The 26525-nt window shown below is 66.5% G+C and carries 28 protein-coding genes; 9 read left to right on the forward strand and 19 right to left on the reverse strand.

The window, feature by feature from the left end; all coding sequences use genetic code 11:
* The first annotated feature begins 300 nt into the window (after nt 1-300).
* Complete coding sequence (locus VGV58_RS27360) at nt 301-1275, forward strand: LysR family transcriptional regulator (RefSeq protein ID WP_326877224.1); 975 nt, start codon at nt 301-303, stop codon at nt 1273-1275.
* Nucleotides 1276-1315: 40 nt separating this feature from the next.
* Nucleotides 1316-2278, forward strand: a complete 963-nt coding sequence (locus VGV58_RS27365; RefSeq protein ID WP_326877225.1) for a carbohydrate kinase family protein — start codon at nt 1316-1318, stop codon at nt 2276-2278.
* A 75-nt stretch (nt 2279-2353) separates the two neighbouring features.
* Here VGV58_RS27365 and VGV58_RS27370 read toward each other — a convergent pair whose 3' ends face one another.
* The 4 genes from VGV58_RS27370 to VGV58_RS27385 are packed head-to-tail and all read right to left on the reverse strand — an operon-like array spanning nt 2354 to nt 6467.
* On the reverse strand, nt 2354-3610 hold the full coding sequence (locus VGV58_RS27370) for a M20 family metallo-hydrolase (protein WP_326877226.1): 1257 nt from the start codon (nt 3608-3610) through the stop codon (nt 2354-2356).
* 2 nt (nt 3611-3612) lie between these two features.
* On the reverse strand, nt 3613-4494 hold the full coding sequence (locus tag VGV58_RS27375) for an alpha/beta fold hydrolase (RefSeq protein ID WP_326877227.1): 882 nt from the start codon (nt 4492-4494) through the stop codon (nt 3613-3615).
* Nucleotides 4495-4507: 13 nt separating this feature from the next.
* On the reverse strand, nt 4508-5290 hold the full coding sequence (locus tag VGV58_RS27380) for an SDR family oxidoreductase (protein ID WP_326877228.1): 783 nt from the start codon (nt 5288-5290) through the stop codon (nt 4508-4510).
* A 43-nt stretch (nt 5291-5333) separates the two neighbouring features.
* Nucleotides 5334-6467 carry a pyridoxal phosphate-dependent aminotransferase gene (locus VGV58_RS27385; RefSeq protein ID WP_326877229.1) on the reverse strand — a complete coding sequence of 378 codons (1134 nt, stop codon included), beginning with the start codon at nt 6465-6467 and terminating at the stop codon, nt 5334-5336.
* A 235-nt stretch (nt 6468-6702) separates the two neighbouring features.
* On the opposite strand from VGV58_RS27385, the gene VGV58_RS27390 reads away from it, so the two are divergent.
* From VGV58_RS27390 to VGV58_RS27410, 5 genes are all read left to right on the forward strand, one after another.
* A complete protein-coding gene (locus VGV58_RS27390) occupies nt 6703-7797 on the forward strand; it encodes an ABC transporter substrate-binding protein (RefSeq protein ID WP_326877230.1) in 1095 nt (364 codons plus the stop codon).
* Nucleotides 7798-7857: 60 nt separating this feature from the next.
* Nucleotides 7858-8694, forward strand: a complete 837-nt coding sequence (locus VGV58_RS27395; protein ID WP_326877231.1) for an ABC transporter ATP-binding protein — start codon at nt 7858-7860, stop codon at nt 8692-8694.
* A gap of 8 nt (nt 8695-8702) precedes the next feature.
* Nucleotides 8703-9533 (forward strand): ABC transporter permease, encoded by an 831-nt coding sequence (locus tag VGV58_RS27400; RefSeq protein ID WP_326877232.1) that lies wholly within the window; start codon nt 8703-8705, stop codon nt 9531-9533.
* A gap of 34 nt (nt 9534-9567) precedes the next feature.
* Entirely contained in the window at nt 9568-10260 is a 693-nt protein-coding gene (locus VGV58_RS27405) for a GntR family transcriptional regulator (protein ID WP_326877233.1), read from the forward strand.
* A gap of 133 nt (nt 10261-10393) precedes the next feature.
* The gene (locus tag VGV58_RS27410) at nt 10394-10990 is read left to right on the forward strand and encodes an IMPACT family protein (protein ID WP_326877234.1); all 597 of its coding nucleotides are present in this window, start codon (nt 10394-10396) and stop codon (nt 10988-10990) included.
* Nucleotides 10991-11176: 186 nt separating this feature from the next.
* Here VGV58_RS27410 and VGV58_RS27415 read toward each other — a convergent pair whose 3' ends face one another.
* The 6 genes from VGV58_RS27415 to VGV58_RS27440 all read right to left on the reverse strand — a co-directional run bounded on the left by VGV58_RS27415 (nt 11177) and on the right by VGV58_RS27440 (nt 16217).
* Nucleotides 11177-11524, reverse strand: coding sequence for a RidA family protein (locus tag VGV58_RS27415; protein WP_326877235.1), 348 nt, complete (start codon nt 11522-11524; stop codon nt 11177-11179).
* Nucleotides 11525-11588: 64 nt separating this feature from the next.
* Nucleotides 11589-12572, reverse strand: coding sequence for a Bug family tripartite tricarboxylate transporter substrate binding protein (locus VGV58_RS27420; RefSeq protein ID WP_326877236.1), 984 nt, complete (start codon nt 12570-12572; stop codon nt 11589-11591).
* 47 nt (nt 12573-12619) lie between these two features.
* A complete protein-coding gene (locus tag VGV58_RS27425) occupies nt 12620-13600 on the reverse strand; it encodes a Bug family tripartite tricarboxylate transporter substrate binding protein (protein WP_326877237.1) in 981 nt (326 codons plus the stop codon).
* Between the two features lie 28 nt (nt 13601-13628).
* Nucleotides 13629-15131, reverse strand: a complete 1503-nt coding sequence (locus VGV58_RS27430) for a tripartite tricarboxylate transporter permease (RefSeq protein ID WP_326877238.1) — start codon at nt 15129-15131, stop codon at nt 13629-13631.
* Nucleotides 15128-15622 (reverse strand): tripartite tricarboxylate transporter TctB family protein, encoded by a 495-nt coding sequence (locus VGV58_RS27435; protein ID WP_326877239.1) that lies wholly within the window; start codon nt 15620-15622, stop codon nt 15128-15130. Before VGV58_RS27435 ends, VGV58_RS27430 begins: the two co-directional genes overlap by 4 nt.
* A 139-nt stretch (nt 15623-15761) precedes the next feature.
* Nucleotides 15762-16217, reverse strand: coding sequence for a hypothetical protein (locus VGV58_RS27440; RefSeq protein ID WP_326877240.1), 456 nt, complete (start codon nt 16215-16217; stop codon nt 15762-15764).
* Nucleotides 16218-16265: 48 nt separating this feature from the next.
* On the opposite strand from VGV58_RS27440, the gene VGV58_RS27445 reads away from it, so the two are divergent.
* Nucleotides 16266-16730: a MarR family winged helix-turn-helix transcriptional regulator gene (locus VGV58_RS27445; protein WP_326877241.1), complete on the forward strand. Its 465-nt coding sequence runs from the start codon at nt 16266-16268 to the stop codon at nt 16728-16730.
* A gap of 32 nt (nt 16731-16762) precedes the next feature.
* On the opposite strand, the gene VGV58_RS27450 is transcribed toward VGV58_RS27445, so the two are convergent.
* The 5 genes from VGV58_RS27450 to VGV58_RS27470 are packed head-to-tail and all read right to left on the reverse strand — an operon-like array spanning nt 16763 to nt 21174.
* Nucleotides 16763-17557, reverse strand: a complete 795-nt coding sequence (locus VGV58_RS27450; RefSeq protein ID WP_326877242.1) for an amino acid ABC transporter ATP-binding protein — start codon at nt 17555-17557, stop codon at nt 16763-16765.
* Entirely contained in the window at nt 17554-18465 is a 912-nt protein-coding gene (locus tag VGV58_RS27455) for an amino acid ABC transporter permease (RefSeq protein WP_326877243.1), read from the reverse strand. The genes VGV58_RS27450 and VGV58_RS27455 overlap by 4 nt, the downstream gene beginning before the upstream one ends.
* Nucleotides 18466-18478: 13 nt before the next feature.
* Entirely contained in the window at nt 18479-19375 is an 897-nt protein-coding gene (locus VGV58_RS27460; RefSeq protein ID WP_414644140.1) for an ABC transporter substrate-binding protein, read from the reverse strand.
* A gap of 45 nt (nt 19376-19420) precedes the next feature.
* Complete coding sequence (locus tag VGV58_RS27465; protein WP_326877244.1) at nt 19421-20212, reverse strand: deaminated glutathione amidase; 792 nt, start codon at nt 20210-20212, stop codon at nt 19421-19423.
* Nucleotides 20209-21174 (reverse strand): substrate-binding domain-containing protein, encoded by a 966-nt coding sequence (locus tag VGV58_RS27470; RefSeq protein WP_326877400.1) that lies wholly within the window; start codon nt 21172-21174, stop codon nt 20209-20211. Before VGV58_RS27470 ends, VGV58_RS27465 begins: the two co-directional genes overlap by 4 nt.
* 112 nt (nt 21175-21286) lie before the next feature.
* On the opposite strand from VGV58_RS27470, the gene VGV58_RS27475 reads away from it, so the two are divergent.
* Nucleotides 21287-22624 carry an aminotransferase-like domain-containing protein gene (locus VGV58_RS27475; protein WP_326877245.1) on the forward strand — a complete coding sequence of 446 codons (1338 nt, stop codon included), beginning with the start codon at nt 21287-21289 and terminating at the stop codon, nt 22622-22624.
* Here the strand turns inward: VGV58_RS27475 and VGV58_RS27480 are convergent.
* The 4 genes from VGV58_RS27480 to VGV58_RS27495 form a co-directional block, all read right to left on the reverse strand.
* Nucleotides 22615-23331 (reverse strand): GntR family transcriptional regulator, encoded by a 717-nt coding sequence (locus VGV58_RS27480; protein WP_326877246.1) that lies wholly within the window; start codon nt 23329-23331, stop codon nt 22615-22617. The genes VGV58_RS27475 and VGV58_RS27480 overlap by 10 nt on opposite strands.
* 65 nt (nt 23332-23396) lie before the next feature.
* Nucleotides 23397-24158: a precorrin-6A synthase (deacetylating) gene (gene cobF, locus VGV58_RS27485; protein ID WP_326877247.1), complete on the reverse strand. Its 762-nt coding sequence runs from the start codon at nt 24156-24158 to the stop codon at nt 23397-23399.
* A gap of 53 nt (nt 24159-24211) precedes the next feature.
* The gene (locus VGV58_RS27490) at nt 24212-25357 is read right to left on the reverse strand and encodes an amidohydrolase (RefSeq protein WP_326877248.1); all 1146 of its coding nucleotides are present in this window, start codon (nt 25355-25357) and stop codon (nt 24212-24214) included.
* Between the two features lie 101 nt (nt 25358-25458).
* On the reverse strand, nt 25459-26481 hold the full coding sequence (locus VGV58_RS27495; RefSeq protein ID WP_326877249.1) for a DNA topoisomerase IB: 1023 nt from the start codon (nt 26479-26481) through the stop codon (nt 25459-25461).
* Nucleotides 26482-26525: the final 44 nt, after the last annotated feature.

Consider the following 26525-nt stretch of genomic DNA (forward strand, 5'->3'; position numbering starts at 1 on the left):
ATGAATACCCCTCTTTTCGTTGTCGTTGGACTTGGTCGTCGCAGGCCGTCGAGATCACGGGCGAGGACAGGACCGGCGCCTTCACGCCGGACCCGGACTTCAGTCGCGCCATTGTCGCCGGGCGCATCTCCGGAGCTGCGGCCATCACCCTCGCAGCGCTCCTCCCGCTTGCGAGGCTTCGACCGTGCTCCGTGGGAAAGAGGCTACAGTCGGAAAACAATTCTGGTCTACTTAATTATCTTTGAGATATACGTTAGAAAAAATGTATGATTTGATCTCGAGGAAATGAGGAGGCTTGCGATGGATCTGGCGCGGCTTCGCACGCTTCGCGAGTTGTCCCTGCGAAAGACGATGGCCTCGGTGGCGGAGGCGCTGCTGATCTCGCCTTCGGCGGTTTCGCAGCAGATCGCCTTGCTCGAGGACGAGACGGGGATCGAACTGGTGGAGCGCCGCGGCCGGGGCGTGCGGCTCACGCCGGCCGGAGAACGGCTGGTCGAGCACGCGGGCCGCGTCATCGGGATCCTGGAAGAGGCGAAGACCGACCTCGCGGAACTCAAGAAGACCGTAGCCGGCGAGCTGCGCGTGGCCGCCTTTCCCTCCGTCGCCGCCTCGCTGATCCCGCCGACCATCCGCGCCATGGCAGCGCGCTTCCCCGATCTCGTGACGACATTCGAGGAGCTGGAGCCGACAGACAGTCTCGCCGCATTGCGGGCGTGGCAGACGGATGTCGCGATCGTCGACGACCTGACCACCTCGGCCGGCCTGCCGGAGGCGCAGGTCGAGAGGCTGCATCTGCTCGATGACGAACTCCATGTCCTGCTGCCGCCCGATCACAGGCTGGCCGGCGAACCGCATGTCGCGCTGCAGGACCTTGCTGCCGAGCGCTGGGCGCTCGACACGACGTCGGCGACCTATTCGAACGTGATCGTCGACGCCTGCCGGGATGCCGGGTTCGATCCCATCATCAATGGCCGCTGCCACAGCTTCGAGGTGGTCCGTGCCATGGTCGAGGCGGGCTGCTCGGTCTCGATCAATCCCGGGCTGCGCGGTCGCGACTATATCGGCACATTGCTGCTGAAGGAGATCCGGCCGGCGATCCGGCGGCAGATCTCCGTGGCGTTCCGCAATGGCGAACGACGCAATCCGGCCGTCGCCGGGTTCGTCGCCGAACTCCAGGCGGTCGCGGCGTCGATCGGCACTCCGATGCGGCCGACACCGCCACCTGGCCGCACTTCTCGGCCGGGGCGGATCATCGTGCTGGATTCGCTGCCATGATCAACGCTGCAGCAAACGCCGATGCCGGGGACACCCATTCATGAGCATCCTGGTGTGCGGCGAGGCGATCGTCGACCTGTTCGTGAGCCTGGACGATGGAAACATGCAGGCGCAACCGGTCCTGGGCGGTTCGCCATACAATGTGGCCGTCGGCCTTGCCAGGCTCGGCGTGCCGACGTCCTTCTTCGGTGGACTATCTTCCGACGTGTTCGGTGCGGCCATCCGTTCACGCCTCATCGCGGAAGGGATCGACGTCGCTCAAGCGGTCGAAACCGAGCGCTTGACCACGATCAGCGTCGTCGGGACGGACACGGACGAACACCCCGCCTACGCGTTCCATGGCGAAGGCAAGGCCGATCGCAGCGTTAGCGTCGCCGACCTGCCGAGGGAACTCGACAAGGATACCCGCGCCATTGTCATGGGCTCCTTCACGCTCGTCGTCGAGCCGGTCGCGAGCGCGCATCTTGCCCTCGCCCGGCGCGAGATGGGCAAGCGGCTGATCTCCATCGACCCCAACCTGCGACCGACGGTAACCCCTGATCTTGCCCGCTGGCGCCAGCAGTTCGCCGAATTCCTTCCCTGCGCCGACATTATCAAGGCCAGCGACGAGGATCTCGGCATCGCCTACCCAGGCATGTCCCATCGCGAGGTGACGGCGAACTGGTTTGCTGCCGGCGCCGCGCTTTGCATCATCACCCATGGTGCCAAAGGTGCGGTTGCCTGGCGTCCGGGGCGGGACCCCATCATCGAAGCGGGGCGACCGGTCGAGATCGTGGACACTGTGGGCGCGGGCGACAGCTTCCACGCGGCCCTGCTCGCGCGACTTGATCAATACGGCCTTCTGACACGCGAAGGCGTGACCGCGCTCGGCGATGCGCATGTGTCCGAAGTCCTTGCCTTCGCCGTGACCGCCGCCGCGCTGACCTGTTCTCGCCGTGGAGCCGATCCGCCGCGACTGGCCGAGATGCCGCCGAATGCAACCGCCCCAGGCGCAGCCGGTTAGAGATTGCCCGTTCGCCGCAGCCGGCAATCGCGAGGCAGCCGCGCGCCTCCTACGAGACGCGTTCTCGGGCACCGACTAAAGTGCGCTTCGGCTGGCAAGCTCCCAAACGACATCAGCAAGGACCTGTGCGCCGGCGGTCAGATGCTCAGGCTCCGCCCATTCGTCGGGGTTATGGGATACCCCGCCCCGGCACGGCACGAAGATCATTCCGGCCGGACAGACATAGTGCAGCTGGCGCGCATCATGGCCGGCCGCCGAGTAGACATCCATGGCGGGAATACCCCGGGCCGCAGCCGCTTCGGCAATCGCGCGACGAACCGAAGGCGCGAAGTTCAGCGAGGGCGAGTGCTGGATCTGCTTGAGCTCGACGCTGCACTCGCCTTTCAGTTCCTCGACGATGCGGCGGATCGCGGCATCGACCCGGTCGACCACGGCATTGTCCGGGTGGCGGAGATCGATGGAAAAGAAGGCTTCCGCCGGCACGACTGACGGGGCGTTCGGCGTGACCTGCAACATGCCGACCGTCAGCAAGGTGTCGGCCGGCTCCATGGCGGCTTCGTCGACGGCGCGGATCATGCGGACGGCAGCCATCAGCGCGTCTCGCCGATCCCTCCTCAGGGCGGTGCCGGCATGGGCTGCCTCGCCCAGGACACGAACCCGATAGCGCCGCGTGCCCTGGATGCCTGTCACGACGCCGACAGGGATGCCCGCCCGTTCGAGCACGGAGGCCTGTTCGATATGCGGCTCGACATAGGCCGCGATCGGCAGGCCGAACGCCCGCAGCGGCACATTGTCGTCGGCCGCGAGGATCGACGACACCGCCTCGCCGATGCTGATGCCGTCTGCATCGCGGATGGGTAGCACCGCTTCGAGCGCCTTGGTTCCGGTGAAGAGGTCGGAACCCGTCATGCCCGGTGCGAAGCGCGAGCCCTCCTCATTGGTCCAGGCCACAATCTCGACCGGGCGGAGCGGTCGCTCGCCACAGGCCATGATCGCCTCCGCCGTTTCCAACGCGGCGAGCACACCGAAAACGCCATCGAACTTGCCGCCCGTCGGCTGCGAATCGATATGCGAGCCCGCCACGACGGGGGCGAGCGAGGGATCGCGCCCCTCCAGGCGCAGGAACAGGTTCGCGGCCCTGTCGGTGAATGCCTCCAGGCCGATCGCCCTGCCCCAGGCGATCACCTGCGCGCGCGCCTGTGCTTCCTGCGGCGACAGGGTTGGACGATCGACGCCGCCATCGGCGCGGGCACCGAAGGCGGCCAGCGCCATATGGCGGAGCCAGAGACGCTCGCCATCGACAAGATCGGACAGAGGTTGCCTGATTGTCATGCTCAGTCGGTCCGCATGATCTGGGCCGGGTTGGCGCGTGGATCGCGCACGCCCCAGCGCCCGGCCTCGACCTGCGCGATGAACTCGGCGAGCAAGCGATTGAACAGTTCAGGCTCTTCGAGATTCAGCGTATGGCCGGATTTCGGGAACACGGCGAGGCCGCAGCGCGGCACGACCCGCTTCAGATAGAGCCCGGGCTGGATGCAATGGTCATCCTCGTCGCCTGTCATGACCAGCAGCGGCGCCTGCATGGCGCGGAACTCGGCCTCGAGATCGTAAAGCGAGGGCCGGCGCATCTGCACGCCGCGCATGGTGTTCGCCGCGCCCATTGAATCGTGCTGGCCGAGCCTCTCGGCAAAGAGCGCCCATCCGCGCGGATCCTTGTCCTGGAACTGCACGCGCGACGCGCCCTCGGCATAGGTCGGCGCGAAGTCCCTGGCTCCACGCTGCTCGAAGTTCCGGGCGACCTGCTCGGAGATGCCCTTGAAGTACTCCTCATGGAGCTTCTCGGCGCCGTACCCGGCCCCGGCGGCGACCACCGACAAGACGCGGCCAGGATGGCGCAACGCTGCATGGAGCGAGGCGAACCCGCCCATCGAGAGCCCGACGACATGGGCCTTGTCGATGCCGGCGGCGCTCAGCACATCGACGATGTCGTCGGCCGCCCGCGCCTGCGAGTAGCTTTCGACGTTCTCCGGCACATCGGACGGTGGATAGCCGCGCGCGGCAAAGGTGATGCAGCGATGCCGGCGCGCAAAGAAATTGAGCTGCGGCTCCCAGCTCCAGTGGCTGCCGCCGAATTCGTGCACGAAGATGATCGGCGTGCCGGAGCCGGCTTCCTCGTAGAAGAGCTTCACGCCATCGCTGGCCGTGGCAAGAGCCATGTCGCGTCTCCCCTCAGATCACGGAACGGCGCGAGGCGATGCCGCCATCGACGGTGAAGATCGTGCCCGACGTATAGCCGGAACGGTACGAGGCGAGGAACACGATCAGGTCGGTGACCTCGTGGATATGGGCCGGGCGCTTGAGCGGATAGCGTTGTTGCAGTTCCTCGTAGCGGCCGGCATCGCCGAGCCAGTCCGCGGCGCGCTTCTTCAGCATGTTGTAGATGCGGTCGGTATCGACGGGCCCCGGATTGACGCCCACCACCCGGATATTGTCGTCGAGCGAGTGGCCGCCCATGGCGCGGGTGAAGGCCATCAGGCTGGCATTGCCGGTCGTACCCGCGACATAGGCGGGATCGAAGACCTCGCCGCCATTGCCGATGTTGTTGATGATGACGCCGCCGCCGCGCGCCTTCATGCGCGGATAGAGCGCACGGGTGAGGTTGATGTAGCCGAAGACCTTGAGCTCCCAGCCGGCACGCCATTTCGCCTCGTCGACGTCCCACAAGGTGCCGCTGGGAATGACGCCGGCATTGTTGACGAGAATGTCGATGTCGCCGACGGAATCGACCAGGCGCTCCACCGTGCCTTCCTTGGTCAGATCGAGCGCATGCGCCGTGACCGTCACGCCATGACCGGCCTCCAGCTCGCGCTTGAGCGCATCGAGCCTGTCGCCGGACCGCGCCACGACATGGAGGTTGCAGCCCTCCTCGGCGAATGAGCGCGCCAGCCCCTCGCCGATGCCCTGGGACGCACCGGTGATCAGGACCGTCTTGCCCTTCAGCTTAAGATCCATCTTTGATTTCTCCTTTTACGAGCGCTGCGGCGGACAGGCCTGCTCAGAACAGTTTCACGTCTTCGTTTTGGCCGCGGGCCTGCTCGACCATGGTCGGCAGCAGGTCGACGAACTCCTCCACCCAGGCAGTCGGGACCGTGGTACTGATCTTGACGAAGCGGTCGCCGAAATTGGGCGTGTGGTAGGCGCCCTGGCGGATCATGATGCTGTGCTTCTGATAGGCGGCGACGAGCGCCTCCGGCTTCACGCCGGCCCGCTCGCATTCGAGCACGACGAAATTGCCGTTCGACGGAAAGACCGGCATGGACAAGCCCGGAATCCTGTCCGCAGCATCCTTGATCAGCTTCTGGTTGGCGCGCTGCTGCGAGAGGACCCCTGGAAACCACTCGGCCTTGATCCCTAGGCCGGCCAGCGCCGCACGCTGGGACAGGATGTTCGAGCCGAGATTGTTCGGCGGCGCGGCCGAAAGTTTCTCGATGATGTCGGGATGGGCCACGACCGCGCCGACGCGCATGCCGGCCAGGCCCAGCCATTTCGAGAAGCTGTAGATGGTCAGCGTCCGCTCGGGGTAGCGCGTGGCCGCCAGCGTGTGCTCATGGGCGAAATGACGATAGGTGCAGTCGTGGATCAGGTAGGCCCCGGCCTCGCGCGCGGCCGCCACGATGCCGTCGATCTCGGCCGCCGTGCAGGCTGAGCCGAGCGGGTTGTTCGGATCGACGATGTAGATGACCTTGGTCTTCGGCGTGATCGCCGCCTTCAGCCGCTCCGGCGCCAAGCGATAGCCGTACTCCTCGCCATAGATCGGAATCTGCGTGACCTTGGCCCCGACGGCCCGCGCGAAGGCCATCGGCCAGTTCCAGGTCGGGTCGGTGGTGATGAACTCGTCTCCCGGCCCGAGCAGGCTGTGGCAGACATGGTAGAGCGAGGCGACCGCGCCGTCGGAGACCAGCGCGGCTTGCCCGTCCAGGCCAAGATCGGCGACGATGCCGTGGCGCAACTCCTCGAGCCCCGCCGGCGGCGCGTAGATGTGAAACTCCTCGTCGCGGATGCACTTCTCCATCGCCGCCAGCACCGCGGAATGCGGGGTCGCGTGATTGGTGTTCTGCCCCATCCATCGCAGGCCGGCCGTGTTCACGAGCCGGTCGAAATGGGCATTGCGAGCCTCGAAGGATTTCATGACATCTCCGTGCCGTATCGCTATTTTGGTATAATGAAAGAGCTATTTTGGCTCCATGTCGCGAGTCGTTGCACAAAATTCGTATTCACGACAGCCCATAATTACGCCTTTCTGGCAAAATCGTATGCAAGATCATGTTTTTTGCATAATGTCGCTTGCGTCCCGCCGAGATCACGGTGATGGTTGTGCCTGTGCCGCCGACCGGGGCGCGCGATGGATCGAAGGGGAGACTTGGATGCTTGTTTCACGTCGCAGCGCCCTCAAGGGCTTCGGTGCCGCAGCAGCAGCGGCCGCAACCGGCTCTCTCGCCATGCCCGCGCTCTCGCAGGGCCTGAAGAAGGTCTCCTTCACGACCTCCTGGATCCCGGAAGGCCCGAACCTTTTCGCCTATGTCGCGCGCGACAAGGGCTTCTGGAAGCGCCATGGCCTCGACGTTTCGGTGGCGCGTGGCTCGGGTTCCGGGGCGGCGGCGCAGGCGGTCAGCGCCGGCACCTTCGATTTCGGCATGGCGGCCACGCCGACGGTGATCGTGCAGGCGGCGAAGAAGCTGCCGATCACCTGCATCGGCCAGATCAACTATGACGCGCTGATGGGGGTCGGCGTCCTGTCCGGCTCGCCGATCCGCGCGCCGAAGGATCTCGAGGGCAAGAAGCTGGGCGCCAGCGTGACCTCCGGCGAGTATCCGTTCCTGCCGCTCTATGCCGACAAGGCCGGCATCGACCTCTCCAAGGTCCAGATCCTCCAGGTCGACGGCAAGGTTCGCGAACGCACGCTGGTCGAGAAGCAGGTCGATGCGGTCTCCGCCTTCGCCACCAGCACCGTGCCGTCACTGGCGCCACTCGGCACCGACGTCCGCTTCATGCTGTTCTCGGCAGTCGGGATCGAGTTCTACGGCCAGTCCCTGACGACCCAGCCGGCCCGGCTTGAGCAGGACCGGGCGCTTTGCGAGGCCTTCGTCCAGGGCGCGATGGAGGCCATCCAGTTCACGATGACCAATTTCGACGAAGCGATCGACATCTTCCTCAAGGCCAATAGCGAGGTCGCGATCTCCTCGACCGGCAAGGAATATGCGCGCATCGGGCTTGGGCTGACGAACCTCACCAATCTCGTGCCCGAGGTGAAGCAGAACGGTTTCGGCTGGGCCGACCCGGCCAAGGTCGCCACGATGGCCGATCTCGTGATGAAATACGCGGCGGGTGAAGGCTCGGTGAAACCCGATGTCGGCAAGCTGTTCACCAACGACTTCGTCGGCAAGATCAAGCTTTCGCCCGCAGAGCTGGCGAGCGCGGAGAAGAGCGCCGCGCCGTTCCGTCGATATGTCGGTTCCTGACCGGCCAAGCGAACGAGGCGACCACTGATGCTGAGTTTGGCACCGAAGGCAGAGCTTGCCGTGGCCGAGACACCTCTCGTATCGGCCATGGATGTCCAGAAGACCTATTTCACCCGGCACTCGCCGATCCATGCGGTCGCCTCCGCATCCGTCGACGTGGCGAGGGGCGAGTTCGTGTCGCTGCTCGGCCCTTCGGGATGCGGAAAATCGACGCTGCTGATGATGATCGCCGGGCTGGAACGGCCGACGGCGGGCACGATCATGCTTGCCGGCGAGCCGGTCGCGGCGCCGCGCCGCGACATCGGCATCATCTTCCAGGACGCGACCCTGCTGCCGTGGAAGAGCACGCTCGAGAACGTGCTTTTCCCGATCCGCATCCTGCGCCTGCCGGTCGCGCAATACATCGACCGGGCTCACAGCCTGCTCAAGATGGTCGGCCTTGCCGGCTTCGAGCACAAGAAGCCGGGCGAGCTCTCGGGCGGCATGCGCCAGCGCGTCGCGATCTGCCGGGCGCTGATCCACGATCCCGAGATCCTGCTGATGGACGAGCCGTTCAGCGCGCTCGACGCCATCACGCGCGACCAGATGAATGTCGCGCTCTCGGAGATTCTCGAGACTTACCGCAAGACCGTGATCTTCGTGACCCATTCGATCCGTGAGGCCGCATTCCTCTCCGATCGGGTGGTGGTGATGGGTGGACGCCCCTCGACGATCATCCTCGACATGAAGATGCCCTTCTCGCGGCCGCGTCGGTTCGAGATCGAGGAAACCCAGGAATTCGCGCAGGTCTGCCGGACATTGCGCCTCACCATCGAGGCCGCCCACGGCCATGGCGAGGCTTCCGCGCGGCCGGAACACGGCAAGGCGAACACCACCGCCGGCAGCGTCATCGAGTGAGGTCCAGCATGGCAAAGGCCACCATCGGCACCGAAACCGGTGCCGCCCTCCCGGCTTCCGGAGCCAATCGCTTCCAGGGCGCCGCCGGTCTGAGCAGCATCATTCTGCCGCTTGGCCTGGCCTTCGTCGTGCTGGCGGCCTGGCAGCTCTACGTCACGATCTGGCAGGTCCCCTCGGTCATCCTTCCGTCCCCGGTCTCGATCGCGAAATACATCGTCGCGCGTTACGATATCCTGCTGACGCATGCGGTGCCGACAACGCTGGAATCCGCGGCCGGTTTCCTGCTCGCACTGCTGCTCGGCGTCGCGCTCGCCATCCTCATCACCTATTCGGACATGGCGCGCGAGGCGCTCTATCCGAACCTGATCTTCTTCCAGCTCATCCCCAAGATCGCACTCGCGCCGCTCTTCATCATCTGGCTCGGGGTCGGCTCGCAGTCGCGCATCGCGTTTTCGGTGTTCATCGCCTTCTTCCCCGTGGTCATCGCGACGACCGCCGGCTTCCTGAGCGTCGACCGGGGCATCCTGAGACTATGCCGCTCGCTGACCGCCACGGAATGGCAGGTCTTCACCAGCGTGCGGTTTCCGATGGCCCTGCCTCACATCTTCAGCGGCATGAAGATCGCGATCACGCTGGCCATCATCGGCGTCATCATCGGCGAGTTCATCACTGCGCAGGCGGGGCTGGGCTATCTCATCATCTTCGCGACGGCGCGCGCCGATACGGAGGTGTCGATGGCCGCCATCGTGGTGCTTTGCATCTGCGGCCTGCTCCTCTATGGGCTTGTGGCTCTCGCGGAGATGGTCGCGAACAGATTTTATTCGGCAGACAGCCGGTGAGGCGCTGAGCGTGATGGCGCGAGTGAACGGATCGATGACGCCGGAAGAGCCTGAATCGCTTTCGGCCGGAGTGGTCACCCGCCTCGAGGAAGAGATCCTCAAGGGGATCCGGAGGCCGGGCGACAAGCTGGACGAGCGCCAGCTCGCCGAGCAGTTCGGCATGTCGCGCACGCCCGTGCGCGAGGCGCTGCAACGTCTGGCCGCCAGCGGCCTCGTGGTGTCGCGCGGACGCCAGGGGCTGCAGGTCTCGCAGATGTCGCTCGCCGACCTCCTCGACGCGTTCGGGGTCGTGGCCGAGCTGGAAGCGTTCGCCTCCTCGCAGGCCGCCCGTCGCATCCAGCCGGAACAGCGGGCTCGTCTCCAGGCCGCACACAGGGCCTGTGCCGATGCCGCCACGGCTGAGGATGCAGAGGCCTTTTATGCGGCCAATCTCGATTTCCACGAGCTGATCGCCGCCGCGAGCCATAACCGCATTCTGCAGGACGAGCTGCGGCGGCTGACACTCAAGATCTCACCGTACCGCCGCACCATCACCTACCAGCCCGGGCGGATGCACTCGTCCATCCCCGAGCATGAGCGCGTCATGGAGGCGATCCTGCGAGGCGATGGCGTCCAGGCGGCGCAAACGATGCGCTCGCATGTGACCCTGCTCGGCGAAGGATTGTCGGACCTGCTGCATTTCCTGCGAACGTCCGGGCAGCATGGGCTGCTGACCGAGATCTCATAGCGTCCATCATCCCACGCGCTGCAACTCTCTCGCCATGTGCTGGCCGCGCCATACAGCTGGCGTCAGCGCATTCCGCAAAGCGGACATTCCTGGCTTTGCGAGATCTGGGTCCCAGGTCGTGATATGCGGGCACATGGTTGCACGCCTGACCCTCGTCGACATCGCCATCTGTCAGCAGGAAATCAAGAAAAGCCGCTTCACCGCGGTCGCCGGTCCCATCAGGGACGAAACGGCAGCAAAAGACTTCGTTGCGGGACAGTCGGATCGGTCCGCCAACCACAATTGCTGGGCATGGCGCCTGGGGAACAGGTACCGTTTCAACGACGACGGTGAGCCCAGCGGGACGGCAGGCAAGCCGATCCTTGCCGCGATCGACGGGCAAGGCCTCGATGGCGTCGTTGTTGTCGTGACACGCTGGTTCGGTGGCATCCTGCTCGGTAGCGGCGGTCTGATCCGTGCCTATGGTGGAACGGCGGCCCTATGCTTGCGCGAGGCTGAAAAGGAGGCACTCGTCGAGACCGTCTCCGGGACGGTCACCTGCGGCTTCAGCGATCTGGCACTGGTCCAAGCGCGCCTGGGCGCGCTTTCGAGCGTGCAGGCGAGTGTCCAGGCCTTCACGGAGGGTGGCGCGATCCTGTCGGTGCTGGCGCCGAAGTCGGAAGCCAGCGTCGTAGAGCGGCTGTTGGCGGATCTGACCAGCGGACGGTCAATGATCGGATGGAGCCGATGAGCACGGCATGCCAGCCGCTGGCGGCGAACTCGCGCCAGGACGAGCAGGCCGCCCCCGGGCCAGAGGACACCTTCCAGCCCACTGTAGCGGTTGGCTCAGGGAGGCGCGCACCATCTTTCCGTCGAGCGATCAAGCCCGACGGATGGTGTTCGCATTGGCGATAGAGCCGACGGGACCGATGCGGGACTATCGGGAGGCGATCGCCGTCATCTCGACGAGGAGGTCGGGATGGGCAAGGCGCGCCTCGACGGTCGCGCGGGCCGGCGCGTGGCCTTTTGCCACCCAGGCGTCCCAAGCTTCGTTCATGGCGGCGAATCCCACCATGTCGGCGAGGTAAATGGTCACGCTGACCAAGTTGTTCTTGGAGACGCCGGCCTGGGCCAGCGTCTCGTCGAGGCTGAGCAGAACTTCCTCGGTCTGCACCTTGACGGATTGCCCGCGCGTCTGCTCGGCGACATGGCCCGCGAGGAAGATCAGACCCCCAACGACAACCGCGTCGCTCCAGCGGTCCGTCATGCCAATTCGTTCAATCATGGGGGCAGCTCCATCCATTCGGCTTTCGGCCGATTTCCCGCCCTCCATATAGCGCGCCGCTCTCTTACTGGAATGTGAGGTTCGCCTTGGCGACGATCTCGGCATAGACGGCCCGGTCGGCGGCGATGCGCGCGGCGAACTCGGCCGGGCTGGAGAAGTTCGGCAGGACGCCGAGCGTCTTGAGCTGCTCCTGCGCCTTCGGATCGGCCAGCGCCTTGCCTGCGGCCGTGTTGAGCTTGGTGACGATCTCCGGGTTCATGCCGGCGGGACCTGCGAGCCCGATCCAGGAATGCGCGGTGAATTGCGGGAAGCCGCTCTCCTTCATCGTCGGGACGTCAGGCAGTTCGAACCAGCGCCGCTCATTGGTGGTCGCGAGGATACGCACCTTGCCGGCTTTGGCGAGCTCGACCAATTCGCCCGCCATCATCAGCGGGACGTGGCCGGCGGCGATGTCGTTCAACGCCGGGCCGCTGCCGCGATAGGGCACATGCATCAGGTCGGCGCCGGAGGAGATCTTGAGCAACTCGCCGGCGAAATGGCCGTAGGTGCCGATGCCAGAGCTGGCGAAGCCGATCGTGCCGGGCTTGGCCTTGGCCAGCGCGACGAGCTCGGCGACCGTCCTGGCCTCGACCGACGGATGCGCGCCGAGGAAGGTGAAGCCTTCGACGAGATTGGCGATCGGCGTGAAATCCTTCACCGAGTCATAGGGCAGCTTCTTGTCGACATTGGGCAGGATGGCGTGGGTGCCGGCCGAGACGAGCAGCAGCGTGTAGCCGTCCGGCGCCGCCTTGGCGACGAAGTCGGAGCCAATCGCGCCACCAGCGCCGGCGCGGCTTTCGACAACGAAGGGCTGGCCGAGATCGATGCTCATGCTGTTGGCGAGCAGGCGGGCGATACCCTCGACGCGCCCGCCCGGCGCGAACGGCACGATGATCTTGACCGGCTTCGCCGGATAGGCCTGCGCCACGGCCTCGACGGCGCCTATGCCGAGCGCTCCCGCGACGGCGAGCAGCAGCGCCATGCGGCGCGTCAGTTGTCCCTTGAGCATCGCTTCCCTCCCCTTTTCTCGCCGAGTGTTCCGGATCGTCCGCCCGGTTACTCCTCGAACTTCATGTTGGTCTGCTTGGCGACGTCGCCGAAGGCTTTCTGCTCGGCCTTGATCAGGCTGGCGAAGGCGTCGGCGCTCTCGGTGCGCACGATGCTCGCCGCCGCCTTGACGCGCTCGACGGTCTTCGGGTCGCTCATCGCCTTGTTGGCGGCCTGGTTGAGTTTCTCGACGAGTTCGCGCGGCATGCCGCCCGGCCCGAGCAGGCCAAACCAGAGCGGCGGCGCCGAGAATTCGGCCAGGCCCGCTTCCTTCATGGTCGGGATGTCCGGCAGGCCGGGCCAGCGCTGCGGATTGGTCGTCGCGAGGATGCGGACCTTGCCGGCCTGCGCGACCTCGACGAATTCGCCGCCGATCATCATCTGGACATGGCCGGCGACGAGATCGTTCACCGAGGGGCCGCTGCCGCGATAGGCGATATGGGTGATCTTCGATCCGGCGGCGATGTTGAAGAACTCGCCGGCGAAGTGGTTGTAGGTGCCGACGCCGGAGCTGGCATAGTTGAATTCGCCTGGCTTGGCGCGGGCGAGATCGACGAACTCCTTGAGGTTCGCCGCCTTCACGCCGGGATGCACGCCGATGAAGCTGTAGCTCTCGACCATCAATGCGATCGGCGTGAAATCGCGATCGGCATCGTAGGGCAGCTTGGCGGTGATCTTCGGCAGGATGGCCTGCGTGCCGGTCGAGGCGAGCAGCAGGGTGTAGCCGTCGGGCGGCGCCTTCGCGACGAGGTCGGAGCCGAGGCTGCCGCTGGCGCCGCCGCGGTTCTCGACGACGAAGGGCTGGCCCATCTGCTCCTGCAGGCCCTGCGCCAGCATCCGCGCCAGCGCGTCGGCCCGCCCGCCGGCGGCGAAGGGCACGATGATCTTCACCGGCTTGGTCGGATAGGACTGCGCCGTCGCGACCTGCGGAAGAACCATGAGAGAGGCGGCGGCGATAAGGCCGAGCGCGCGGCGCCTGCTGGATTTCATCATCATCGTCCTCCCCTTCTCCAAGAACTCAGGCTTCCGTCGCCGCCTCGCGGGCCCGGCGGAAATTCGGCATGAGCAGCAGGGCGATCACCAGCGCGCAGGCAATGAGCAATCCCAGGCTGATCGGCCGCGACAGGAAGATCGCAGGATCGCCGCGCGAGAGCAGCATGGCGCGGCGCAGGTTCTCCTCCATCATCGGTCCGAGGATGAAGGCGAGCACGAGCGGCGCCAGCGGGCATTCGAGCTTGGCCAGCACCACGCCGAGCAGGCCGAACAGGGCGACGAGGCCGACCTCGAAGGCACTGTTGTTCACCGTGTAGATGCCGATGCAGCAGAACAGCAGGATCGCCGGGAAGAGCATGCGGTAGGGCGCGGCGAGCAGCTTCACCCACAACCCGATCAGCGGCAGGTTGATGACGAGCAGCATCAGGTTGCCGAACCACATGCTCGCGATCAGCCCCCAGAACAGCTGAGGCTGGGTCGAGGCGAGGTTGGGGCTGGGTGCGATGCCGTGGATCAGCATGGCACCGGCCATCATCGCCATCACCGAATTGCCGGGGATGCCGAGGGCCAGCATCGGGATGAAGGAGGATTGCGCGCCAGCGTTGTTCGCCGCCTCCGGCCCGGCAACGCCCTCGATCGCGCCCTCGCCGAAGCGTTCCGGCGTATCCGAGACCCGCTTCTCCACCGCATAGGAGGCGAAGGAGCCGAGCATGGCGCCGCCACCGGGCAGGATGCCGAGCAACGCGCCGATCCCCGTGCCGCGCAAGGTCGCCGGCCAGGCGGCGCGGAAATCGTCCTTTGTCAGCCAGAGCCGCGACAGCCTGGTGCGCTCGCCCTGCCCTTCCGGCCCGCCGGAGAGGTTGAGCATGATCTCGGCGATGCCGAAGAGACCCATCGAGACGACAACGACGCCGATGCCGTCGCGCAATTCCGGCCGGTCGAAGGTGAAGCGGTCGAAGCCGGTGTTCACGTCGGCGCCGATCAGTCCGAGCAGCAGGCCAAGGAAGATCGCGCCGACCGCACGCAAGGGCGAGCCCTGCGCAAAGACGACGGCGGCGACGAGGCCGAGCGCCATCAGCGAGAAATACTCGGCCGGGCCGAATTTCTGCGCGAGTTCGGTCAGGGCCGGGCTGGCGATCGCGATCAGCAGCGTGACGACCGTGCCGGCAAAGAATGAGGCGAGCGCCGCCGTCGCGAGCGCCGTGCCGGCGCGGCCCTTGCGCGCCATGGCATAGCCGTCGAGGCAGGTGACGACGGAGGAGGACTCGCCCGGCAGGCGCATCAGCACCGCCGTGGTCGAGCCGCCATATTGCGCGCCGTAATAGATGCCGGCGAGCATGATCAGCGCTTCGGTCGGCTGCAGATAATAGGTCAGCGGCAGCAGCATCGCCATGGTCGCGATCGGGCCGATGCCGGGCAGGACACCGATCAGCGTACCGATTAGCGCGCCGAGGAAGCAGTACCAGAGATTGCTGAGCGAGGCGGCAACGCCGAAGCCGAGCGCCAGCGATTGGACGATCTCGCTCATTGCGGCCACACCGGCATCGAGATCTTCAGGAGATAGCCGAACAGGACGGTGCAGAAGACCGCGAGCCCGAGCGCGACGAAAGACAATTCCTTCCAGCGGATCTCCTGCGCAGCGCAGGCGCCGATCGCCACGCTCAGAAGGCTCGCGACGAAGAGGCCGAGCCGGTCGATCGTCGCGGCGAAGACGATCACGGCCAGCGAGATCAGGAGGATCGGCCGCCAGCCGATCACGGGCAGCGCCCAGCCGCCGGCGAGGATGCCGCGGAGGACGAGCACGAGCCCGAGCAGGACGAGACCTCCGGCGACGATGCGCGGCAGGAAGCCCGGCCCCATGCGCAGGCTGGTGCCGAAGACATAGTCGCGGCCGATATAGAGAGCGGCAGCCCCGATCGTGGCGAAGAGCAGGCCGAGAAGCACATCGTTCGCGCCCGATGCGGGAGCCGGCTCGGGCGCCGCGGCAGCTCGCACGTCGCTGTCGTTCAGCGGGCTCATCGCTCCTCCCCGGCGTGACGGCGCCTTCCGACCGGAGTCGGGCGTCGCGCTTTCATTTATATATGAATATCTGTCTTATATGCAAAACATTGTCAATCTGCGGCACCTTTGCGAACCACCGTTTGGGAGGTGGCCGGGCTCAGACCAAATTCAGGCCGCAAGCGGCAGCGAAAGCCGCCAGTGCGGCCAGGCTGGTGAGCAGCGCCAGCGGGAAGCGCATCAGGCTGCGCTTCGTCCAGTCACGGGCGGCGGCCTCGTCGACCGTCTCCGCTTTCTCGAAGGCGATCGCCTTCGGGATCATGTCGAAGGCCGACCAGAACCGCATCGCCAGATGCGCGGCCAGAGCCACAAGCAAGGCCCGGCGGACCCCGCCATGGCCCCAGCCGAAATAGAGCGTGACGAACAGGCTGAGCTCGAACAGCGAATGAGCGGGAATCCAGAACCGGACGCGGCTGATCCCGCCCTTCCGGGGCTGGACGATCTCCGGCTTGCGGGGCCAGGCACGGTCGATAACGCTATGCTCGAAGATTCCGCCGCCCAGCCCGATATTGGCCAGAAGCGCCGTCAACGCCGTAGACAGGACGATCGCATCCATGATTTTATCTCATTTACTAATTATCTTATCAACTAAGATATGAGGCAGATGGCACCTTCAAGTCAAGACGAGGCGATCTCGCGCCTGACGACGGCCCTGCGCCGCATGGGCGCCGCCAGCGCACTGCACAGCCAGGCCGTCGCCAGGCGGGCCGGCCTAGCCTCGGTCGATCTCGAATGCCTGGACATGATCCTGCTGGCCGGCCCCGTGACCGCCGGGCAGATCATGGAGCACACCAAGCTGACCAGCGGCGCCGTGACCGGCCTGATCGATCGCCTCGCCAGGAAGGGTTATGTCGAACGGGCGGCCGACCCGCAGGATCGCCGCAAGGTCCTCGTCCGGATCGTGCCGGAGGCGGTCAGGCCGCTCCAGGAGCTGTTCGCGCCGATGGCGGAACGCTCGGCCGCACTGATGCGGCAATACAGCGCCGAGGAACTCGCGCTGATCGCGGGTTTCGTCGAGAAGGGCACGACGATCGCATTGGAACGCGCCAGCGAGCTGGAAGGCGGCTGAGCCCCTTCGACACAGAGCCGGCGCTCAGCCTCTTAGGCCGCTTCGCGGATGAAGCGGCTGAGGAAGAGGCGGGTGCGCGGATGGCTCGGATTGGCGAGCACCTCTTCCGGCCTGCCCTGCTCGACCACGAGGCCGCCATCCATGAAGACGACGCGGTCGGCCGCCTCGCGGGCAAAGCCGATCTCGTGGGTGACGACGATCATGGTCAGGCCCTGGCCGGCGAGATCGCGCATCGTCGCCAGCACCTCGCCGACGAGCTCGGGATCGAGCGCCGAGGTCGGCTCGTCGAACAGCATCAGCTTCGGCCGGATCGCCAGCGCGCGGGCGATGGCGACGCGCTGCTGCTGGCCGCCGGAGAGCTGGCGCGGATAGGCGTTGGCCTTCTCGGTCAGCCCGATGCGGGCGAGCAGCTCCATCGCATAATCGGTCGCGTCCTTGCGGGAGTGACCGTGAACGCCGACCGGCGCCTCGATGATGTTCTCCAGCGCCGTCATATGCGGAAAGAGATTGAACTGCTGGAAGACCATGCCGATCTGACGGCGCTGCGCGGCAATGGCGCGCGGCGAGAGCTTGGTCAGTCGCTCGCCGCTCAGCCGGTAGCCGATCTGCTCGCCCGCGACCATGATCGAGCCGCGATCGATCGCTTCGAGATGGTTGATGCAGCGCAGGAAGGTCGACTTGCCCGAGCCGGACGGGCCGAGCACGACGACGACCTCGCCCGGCATGACGTCGAGGTCGATGCCCTTCAGCACCTCGTTATAGCCGAAGGATTTGTGGACGTTGCGGGCGCTGACCAGCGGCGCGGCATCGGTCGCGATCCGGCTCATGGTGTCGCCTCCGCGATGACGGGCGCTCGCTCCGTCGCGCCACGCTCGCCGCGGGCATAATAACGCTCAATGAAGCCTTGGCCGATGTTCAGCACGGTGGTGATGACGAGATACCAGATCACCGCGACCATCAGCATCGGGATGACCTCGAAGGTGCGGTTGTAGACCGCCTGCACCGAATAGAGCAGATCGGCCATGGCGATGACACTGACCAGCGAGGTCGCCTTGATCATGCTGATCAGCTGGTTGCCGGTCGGCGGCACGATCGAGCGCATCGCCTGTGGGATGATGACCCGCCACAGCGCCCGCGCCCGGGTCATGCCGAAGGCGTCGCTCGCCTCGGTCTGGCCCTTGTCGACCGAGAGCAGGCCGCCGCGGATGATCTCGGCCATATAGGCGGCCTCATTGAGCGAAAGGCCGGCGATCGCCGCCGTCATCGGCGTGATTAGGTCGTTGGTGTGCCAGCTGACCAGCGTCGGCCCGAACGGGATCGAAATCGAGATCTCCGGGAAGAGCGTCGAGAGATTGTACCAGAAGATCAGCTGGACCAGCAGCGGCGTGCCGCGGAAGAACCAGATGAAGAGCCCGGCAAGGCCGCTAAACAGCCGGTCATCGGAGAGCCGCGCGATCGCCAGCAGGAGGCCGATGATGACGCCGATCACCATCGCCACCACGGTGAGCCCGAGCGTGACGTAGAGCCCGCGCAGGATCGACTCGGCCGTGAACCATTGCGCCACGACCGGCCAGCCGAAATTCGGGTTCCAGGCGACGATCCAGGCGAAATTGACGGCGACCGCGAGCACGAAGGCCCAGAGCAGCCAGCGCCCCCATTCGGGAGGGCGGTGGGCGTTGGCGACGTCGCGCAGCGCCGCCTGCCGGTCGTTCATCGGCTCTGCCGCGCTGTTCATGGCCCCTGCCCGCTCAGTTCTTCGAGAGGTTGATGCCGGGCTCGCCGATCATGTTGTTCTCGAGCCCCCATTTCTTGAAGATCGCCTCATAGGTGCCGTTCGCCTTGAGCACCTTGATGGCGGAGACCAGAACCTCGCCGAGCGGTGAGCCCTTCGGCACGACCGCGCCCTGGAACAGATCCTGGAAGCCGTTGGCCTTGCCGACCGCGGCGAGTTCGAGATCGCCCTTGGCCTGCTGGACGAAGTAGGTCAGCGGTGCCTGCGAAGAGAAGAAGCCGTCGGAGCGCTTCGACCGGACCGAGAGGATCGAGGTCGGCTGGTCGGTGAAGGACATCACCTCCAGCGTCGGCTTGCCCTTGGCGGCGCATTTCTCGGCCTGCGCCTTGATCACCTTCTCGGCCGAGCCGGCCGACATCACCGCGATCTTCTTGCCGCAGGTGTCGTCGAGGCTGGCGATCGCCTTCGGATTGCCCTTCTGCACTGCGAAGATCACGTATTCGCGGACATAGTCGACGAAGTCGTTGGCCTCCTGGCGCGACTTGAAGTCACCGATCGGCCCCATGGCGAACTGGAAGCGGCCGGCAGCAATGCCGCTCAGCGCCGCGGCAAGCCCGCTCACCGTCGCATGCTCGATCTTGACGCCGAGCAGCTGGCCGATGGCGTCGGAGAGCTCGGCACTGGCGCCGGTCATGGTCTTGGCGTCGGTGACGATCTCATAGGGCGGGAAGGAGCCGTTGTTGACCGAGATCATCTTGCCGGCCGTGCGGATCGCCTCCGGCAATTTGGCACGCAGGGCTTCGTCGACCTTCTGCTCGGGAATCTTGATGCTGGCGTCCTGGGCGAAGGCCGGGCCGTGCAGGAGTGCCGCGGCCAGCGCGGCCGCTCCGGCGAATTTCACGATCATGTTCATGGCGACGTTCCCTTTTATCGTTGTCTGGAGACCGGCGGCCCGCTCTTAAGCGGCGAGCTCGGGACCGGCGAACCGGCGATTGACGAGAACCGGCAGCGCGGCGCGCGCCGCGGCGATACGGGCCGGATCGATCTCGGCATAGATCAGCGCCGGCGCCTCGCCGGCGCGTGCGACGGCGACGCCGAGCGGATCGACCACCATGCTGGCGCCGATGTTGCGCGGGCCGCACTCGCCGGTGGCGACGACGTAGCAGGTATTCTCAAGGGCGCGGGCCGTGACCAGCACATCCCAATGCGCCTCCTTGCCGAGACCGCGCACCCAGGCGGCCGGCAGCAGCAGGACATCGGCGCCATCGAGCGCGAGACGCCGGGCAAGCTCGGGGAAGCGCACGTCGTAGCAGGTCATCAGCCCGCATTTCAGGCCGGCTATCTCCAGCAGCGGCGGCACTTCGCTGCCGGGCTCGACATTGGTCGATTCCAGCGCCGAGAAGGCGTCGTAGAGATGGAGCTTGCGATAGGCCGCGACGATCGCGCCGTCGCGGACCGCGACATGGACGTTGAAGACGCGGCCCTTGCCGTTCGGCACATGGATGCAGAACAGCGTGGTCAGCGCCGAGCCCTTGCTGGCCTGAAGCACGCCCTGCATGAACGGGCCGTCGAGCGGCTGCGCCGTCTTCAGCACGATGTCGGGATCGGTGATGTCGCGGGCCAGGATGCCCTCCGGCAGCAACAGCAGATCGGCGCCGGCGGCCTTGGCCTCGCCCATCAGGCGGACGGAGGTGGAAAGGTTCTCCTGCCATTCGCGGCTGACGGCGAATTGTCCGAGCGCGGCTTTCATCGATTGGCTCCTTCCAGCGCGGATGCGGCCGGGAACAGGGTCTCCGGCGTCAGATCGGTCTCGGCGAGCTGCTGGATGCGTAGCTGCTCGATGAACGCGGTGATCATCGTCCGGTTCGCGGCCAGCCCGCTCTCGTTCCAGCTCTCGGGCAGATCATGCCCGCTGCGCACCAGCTCGTCGATCAGCCAGGGCGTGGTGTCGGCGTAGCGGCGGCGCTTCTCCAGCCAGACGCGCTGGCTTTCGTCGAGGAGATCGCTCAGCGCCTGTGCCAACCAGGGCTCGCGAGCGGCGAGCTCGGGCTTGAGGCCGATGATGTGCATGCCCGGGACGAAGCCGACCTTGCCGAAATAGTCGCGCTCGGCGGCGCGGATATCCGGCAGCAGCGCCCGGAAGCGCGAGCCCTTGCTGAAGAAGCCCTTCGGCATGAACGGCATCAGCACGGCATCGATCTCGCCGGCGGCGAGCAGGTCGAGCAGCGGCGGCTGGCCGGGCAGCGCCTCGATCACGCCGGGACAGCCATAGCGCCCGACGCGGTCGGTGATCGGATGGTCGGCGGCAAGGCGGCTGACCGCCCAGAAGGCATCGTCGATGCCAAGGCCGCCCTCGGCCATGGCGGCGCGCGTCCAGGTGTTGCCGGAATCCTGCCAGCCGGCGATGCCGATGCGTTTGCCGTGCAATTCGTCGAAGCGGGTCAGCTTGCTGTCGGCGGCGGTGACGACGCAGCGATGGCGGAAGCCGCGCATGATGAAGTTCGGAATGCCGACGACGCCGGTCTCGCCGCGAGCGCGGCCGGTGGTGTAGCGGCTGAACGAGATCTCGCTGGCATCGAAGCGTGGATCGCTGGCGAAGTCGTCGGGCAGCGTGGCGAGACGCTCGATCTTCAGCTCGAAACGGTCGGATACGAGGTCGCCGAGCAGCAGCGGCGTGATGAAATCCCAGTCGCGCAGGGCCAGCCGGATCACAGGTTTCAAGCAGGTGCCTCGCTGAACAGAAAACCTTGGACGAGGGGCACGATAAATGTTCAATCTATCTGATCAATTGCTATTATGTTCCTGAACATTCATTTTTGAGTCGATGAACGACGAACCCGACGCCTCCTGGCTGGCCAGCCGCCTGACGCAGCGCACCGCGCGCGGCCTCGCGCTCGACCTCAGCCAGATGATCCGTTCAGGCTTGCTCCCGGTTGGCACGAAGCTGCCCACCGTGCGCGACCTCGCCTACCGGCTCGGCGTCAGCCCCGGCACGGTCTCGGAAGCCTGGAGCGAACTGAAACGACAGAAGATCGTCTCGGGACGCGGGCGCGGCGGCGCCTGGGTCAGCGGCGACAATGCGACGCCGCGGCCGACACGGATGGCGAGCGTCGCCGATTTCGGGCCGGATGCGCTCGATCTCTCGCTGGCGGTCCCGGATGCGGCACTGCTGCCGCCGCTGCGCGAGGCGCTGGCGCAAGCGGCGAGCGCGGAGAACCTCAACAGCTATGAGCGCACGCCGATCCTGCCCATGCTGCGCGAGGCGGTGGCGCCGGACTGGCCCTATGAGCCGGCCGCCTTCCTCGCCACCAATGGCGGCTACAACGCGGTCTATTCGGTGCTGCACGCGACCGTCCTGCCCGGCTCCTGCATCGCGATCGAGGATCCGACCGCGATGCGGCTGCTCGACATCATCGAGGATCTCGGCGCCGAGATCCTGCCGGTCGGCCGCGATGCGCAGGGTCCCCTGCCCGCGGAGCTCGCCACAGCGCTGGAGCGAAGGCCCTCCGCCTTCATCTTCCAGCCGCGCACCCATTCGGTCACCGGCCAGCATGTCAGCCCCGCGCGTCTGGCCGAACTCGGCCGGGTGCTCGCCGGCAGCGACACACTGGTGATCGAGGATGACGGCCTCGGCGACGTCTCGATCCATCCGCCGATCAGCCTGGGCCGGGCGATGCCGGAGCGGGTCGTGCATATCCGCTCCTTCTCCAAATCGCTGGGGCCGGACCTGCGGATCGCCGTGCTGTCGGCCCCGGCCATGGTGATCCGGCAGATCCAGTCCTATCGTAGCTTCTCCTCGGGCTGGACCAGCCGGCTGCTGCAGGCCGCGACCGCCTGGCTGCTGACCGATGCCGAGACCGGCCAGAGGGTCGCCGAAGCCCGCACCGTCTATGCCGATCGCCGGCGGGCACTCGTCGCTTGCCTCGCCGAGCGCGGGCTCGCCATGCCGGAGAGCGACGGGCTGTGCATCTGGGTGCCCGTGGAAAACGAGCAGTTCGCGCTGGTGACATTGGCGGCGCACGGCATCGCCGTGCTGCCCGGAAGCAAATGCGCGGCGAGGCCGACCGAGCATGTCCGGGTCGCGACCGCGATCCTGGCCGAAGGATACGAACGCGTCGCCGAGGCGCTGATCAAGGCGGCGCAGCTCAGCGATCAGCGCTGACGCGGCGCCCTGGTATGGGCCGGCAGCTCCTCATCCTCGAACAGGTCCGGGTGTTCAGCGGCGATGCGCGGCAGCGCATTCAGGATTTCGCGCAGATGGATGCGCATCGCTGTCGCAGCCGTGTCGGCATCGCCGGTCTCGATCGCGTCGACGATGGCGTTGTGCTGGGTGATCAGCAGCGGGATCGGCGAGGTGCCGGGCAGTGAGAGATAGCGTACCCGGTCGGTCTGGGCGCGGGCGCTCTCGACCACCTTGCCGGCATAGTCGCAATCGACGATCTCGGCGATCGCCTGGTGGAAAGCCTCGTCCAATACGGTGAAGCCGGAATAATCACCGCGCCCGGCGGCAGCAGCCTGCTCGGCGATGAGGCGGCGCAGGCGAGCGACGCCGTCAGGGTTGATCAGTCGGCTCGCAGCCCGCGCCAGAGAGCATTCCACCGCCTCGCGCACGAAGCGGGCATTGGCGACCTCGCGCATCGAGATCTTCATGACGAAGGTGCCGCGGCTCGGCAGGATCTGTACCAGCCCGGCCTCGGAGAGCTTGATGAAGGCCTCGCGCACCGGCTGACGGCTGACGCCGAAGCGCCCGGCGATCTCCTTCTCCGACAGCGCCTCGCCGGGTCGAAGCTCGCTGACGATGATCGCCTGGCGCAGCGCTGTGACGAGCTGCGGCGCGATCGGATCGCGAAGCCGGAGCGAGATTTCCATGGGCAATCCTCCTCCGCCAGCCAGCGACATCATACCGGTATGGTGGCTTGGAGCCAAACGCCGGACTACGATTTCCGCTGGCGCAGCAGATAAGTGTCCATGATCCAGCCGTTCTGCGCGCGGGCAGCTTCGCGGGTGCGGACGATCTCGTCGGAGATTTCGGCGAGCGGGCCCGAGGCAATGATCTCCTGCGGCGCGCCGAGATAGGCGCCCCACCAGATGTCGAGTCCGGCAGGATCGATCTTGGCGAAGGCCTGCTCGCCATCGAGCATGACCACCGTGCTGCCGTCCTCCTTCCGGAAGCCACCCTCTGCGAGCTTGCGGCCGGTGGTGATGGTGACGGGCTCGCCGATCCGGTTCAGCACCAGACGATGCGCCGCCGCCAGCGCCTGGACGGAGGTGATGCCGGGGATGACGTCGTAGTCGAATGCGAGCCCGCGGGCGCGCACGGCCTCGATGATGCGCAGCGTGCTGTCGTAGAGCGAGGGGTCGCCCCAGACCAGCAGCGCACCGGTCTGATCCTCGCCGAGCTCGTCGCGGAACAGGCGCTCATAGCTTTCGGCGAGCGCAGCGTGCCAGTCGTCGACGCTGCCGCGGTAGTCGTCGCCCGCAGCAGCCCGCTTCGGCACAGTCAATGGCACGGTGCGCCAGTTGCCATGCTCGATATAGCGCCGGCAGATCTCCTCGCGCAGCTCGCGCAAGGCCGATTTCTCGGCGCCCTTGTCGGGCACGAAGACGACATCGACCGTGTTGAGCGCCTTGATCGCCTGGATCGTGACGTGCTCGGGATTGCCGGCGCCGATGCCGATGATCCTGATCCTGCGCATGGGCACCTCTGCTGTGTTCGAAGCGCCGCATAGCACGCAGGAGCAGGCGACGGCTAACCCAGCAGATTGCGGACCGCCCGCATGAAGACGCGGGCGCCGGGTGCGATGATTGCGTCGGGAAAGTCGTAATCGGGATTGTGCAGCGGCGGGCTGTCCTCGCCGGAGCCGAGCAGGAACATCGCCGATTTCGACGAGCGGCCGAACAGGCCGAAATCCTCGGAACCGCGCTGCGGCGGCGTCTCGCCACGCGCGATGCCCTCCTCGTCGCAGGCCCGGCGCAGATGCGCCACCGCCTCGGGATGGTTTTCGCAGTGATGGAAGACGTCGTGGTAGTCCATCGCCACGGAGAGGCCACCGTCTGAGGCAGCTTCGCGCACCAACGCCTCGGCCTCGGCGCAGAGCGAGCCCATCAGGGAATCATTGAGCGTGCGCAAGGTCGCCCAGAGTTCGGCGCGGCCGGGAGTGATGCCGAAGGCCGGCTCGCCCATGCTGGCATGGGTGACGGTGACGAGGCGATAATTGCCCTCGAGCGCGCCGCCCGGGCCAAGCGCAGTCAGCTCCGGCATCAGGCGGGCGAGCGCCTTCATCGGCGAGACCGCGTGCTCCGGCGTCGCAGCATGCGAAGTGTGGCCGGTCAGCACGATCTTGAGGCCGCGCGAGGCGCAATTGGCCGGCCCCTCGGAAATCCGGACCGCTCCAAGCGGCAGGCCGGGCTTGTTGTGCAGCGAGAACGAGAAATCGGGCGCGATCTCCGGAAATTTCGGATCGGCGATCACGGCAGCGGCGCCCGCCCCGGTCTCCTCGGCCGGCTGGAAGAGGAGGATGGCGCGTCCACGCTGCGGCCGCTGCCGGCCGAGCCCGCGCGACAGCGCCGCGACCGTGGTCATATGGCCGTCATGGCCGCAGAGATGGCCCTTGCCCGGCACTTGCGAAGAGTGCGGCACACCGGAGAGGTCCTCGATCGGCAGGGCGTCGAGCTCGCAGCGGATCAGCACGGTCGGGCCGGGCTCGACGCCTTCATAGATCGCAGCGACGCCATGGCCGCCGAGCTCGGTGACGATACGGTCGGGCGCGCTCGGTGAGAGGAAGCCGACGATCGCCTTGGCCGTCTCGCGCTCCTCGCCGGAAATCTCGGGCGCGCGGTGGAGAGCGTGACGCAGCTCGATGAGCTCGACCATGTCGGAATTGGTGAGAAACATGCCTGGCGCTTCCTCGGATGATTTGCTCCGAGCATCACCAGTGTGGCGGCGGGTTCAACCCCCGGCGCCGCCCGGTTCAGGCAGGCGGCCATGCATCCCGCTCACGCCGCCAGCAATCCCAGCGCCCGCTCGATGCGCGAGCAGCCGCCGCGCGCCCGCGCCTTGCGATAGGCGCGGCTGAGGCGGCCGCTGGCATAGGCATCGACGACGATGGCGTGGACATAGCTTTTGCGCACCACGGCCGGCGTGTTGACCAGCCGCTCGGCGATGGCGCGCATGATGTCGGCGAGCTGGCGCTTGCGGCCGCGCTCGCTGGCGGCGATGTCGGTCGAGAGCAGCAGCTCGGCCGCGGCGGCATTGGCAGCGAGCATGCGCAGATCCTTGCTGGACACCGGCAAGCGTGCCGCCTCCTTCAAATAGGCGTTGATGTCGGCGGCATTGATCGCGCCGACCGAGCCGTCCTCGGCGCGATACTGGAACAGGCGTTTGCCGGGCAGCGTCTTCAAGCGCGTCAGGGCGCGGGCGAGCGGCGCGTCGTCGCGGCCGCAGACGATGTCCTTGCCGCCCTTGCCTCGGAAGGAGAGCACAACATGCTTGCCGGTGACGGAGACGTGGCGCTTCAGCAAGGTTGAAGCCCCATGGCTGCCATTGGTGCGGGCATAGACCTCGTTGCCGACGCGGATATGGCAGCGGTCGATCACTGCGGCGGCGCAGGCGAGCGCCTTGGCGCGCGAGAGCGTGCGGTCCTTGAGATCGTTGGCGATGCGCTCGCGCAGTTTCGGCAGCGCGTCGATCAGGCGGCCGAGGCGCTTGAGCTTGCGCCGCTCGCGGACCTTTTCCCAGTCGGGATGGTAGCGATGCTGGATGCGCCCGGCATCGTCGCGGCCGGCGGCCTGGAGATGGGCGCGCGGATCACTGGCGATCAGCACGTCCTCATAAGCCGGCGGGATCGCGAGCGAGCGGATGCGGACGAGCGTCTCTTCGTCGGTGATCTTGCCGCCCTCGGCGTTGCGATAGCCGAAATTGCGACCCACCCTGACGCGGCGGATGGTGAGATCGTCGATGGTCACGCGGCGCAGGCGACCCTGGCTCGCCTTGGCGTCTTCCCTGCCCTTGGTGACCATCCAACCCCTCCGCAGCACGACCGGCTGCGGAGGAATGCGGGACG

Source organism: Allobosea sp., from assembly GCF_035944895.1.
In the GTDB taxonomy this organism is placed as follows: domain Bacteria; phylum Pseudomonadota; class Alphaproteobacteria; order Rhizobiales; family Beijerinckiaceae; genus Allobosea.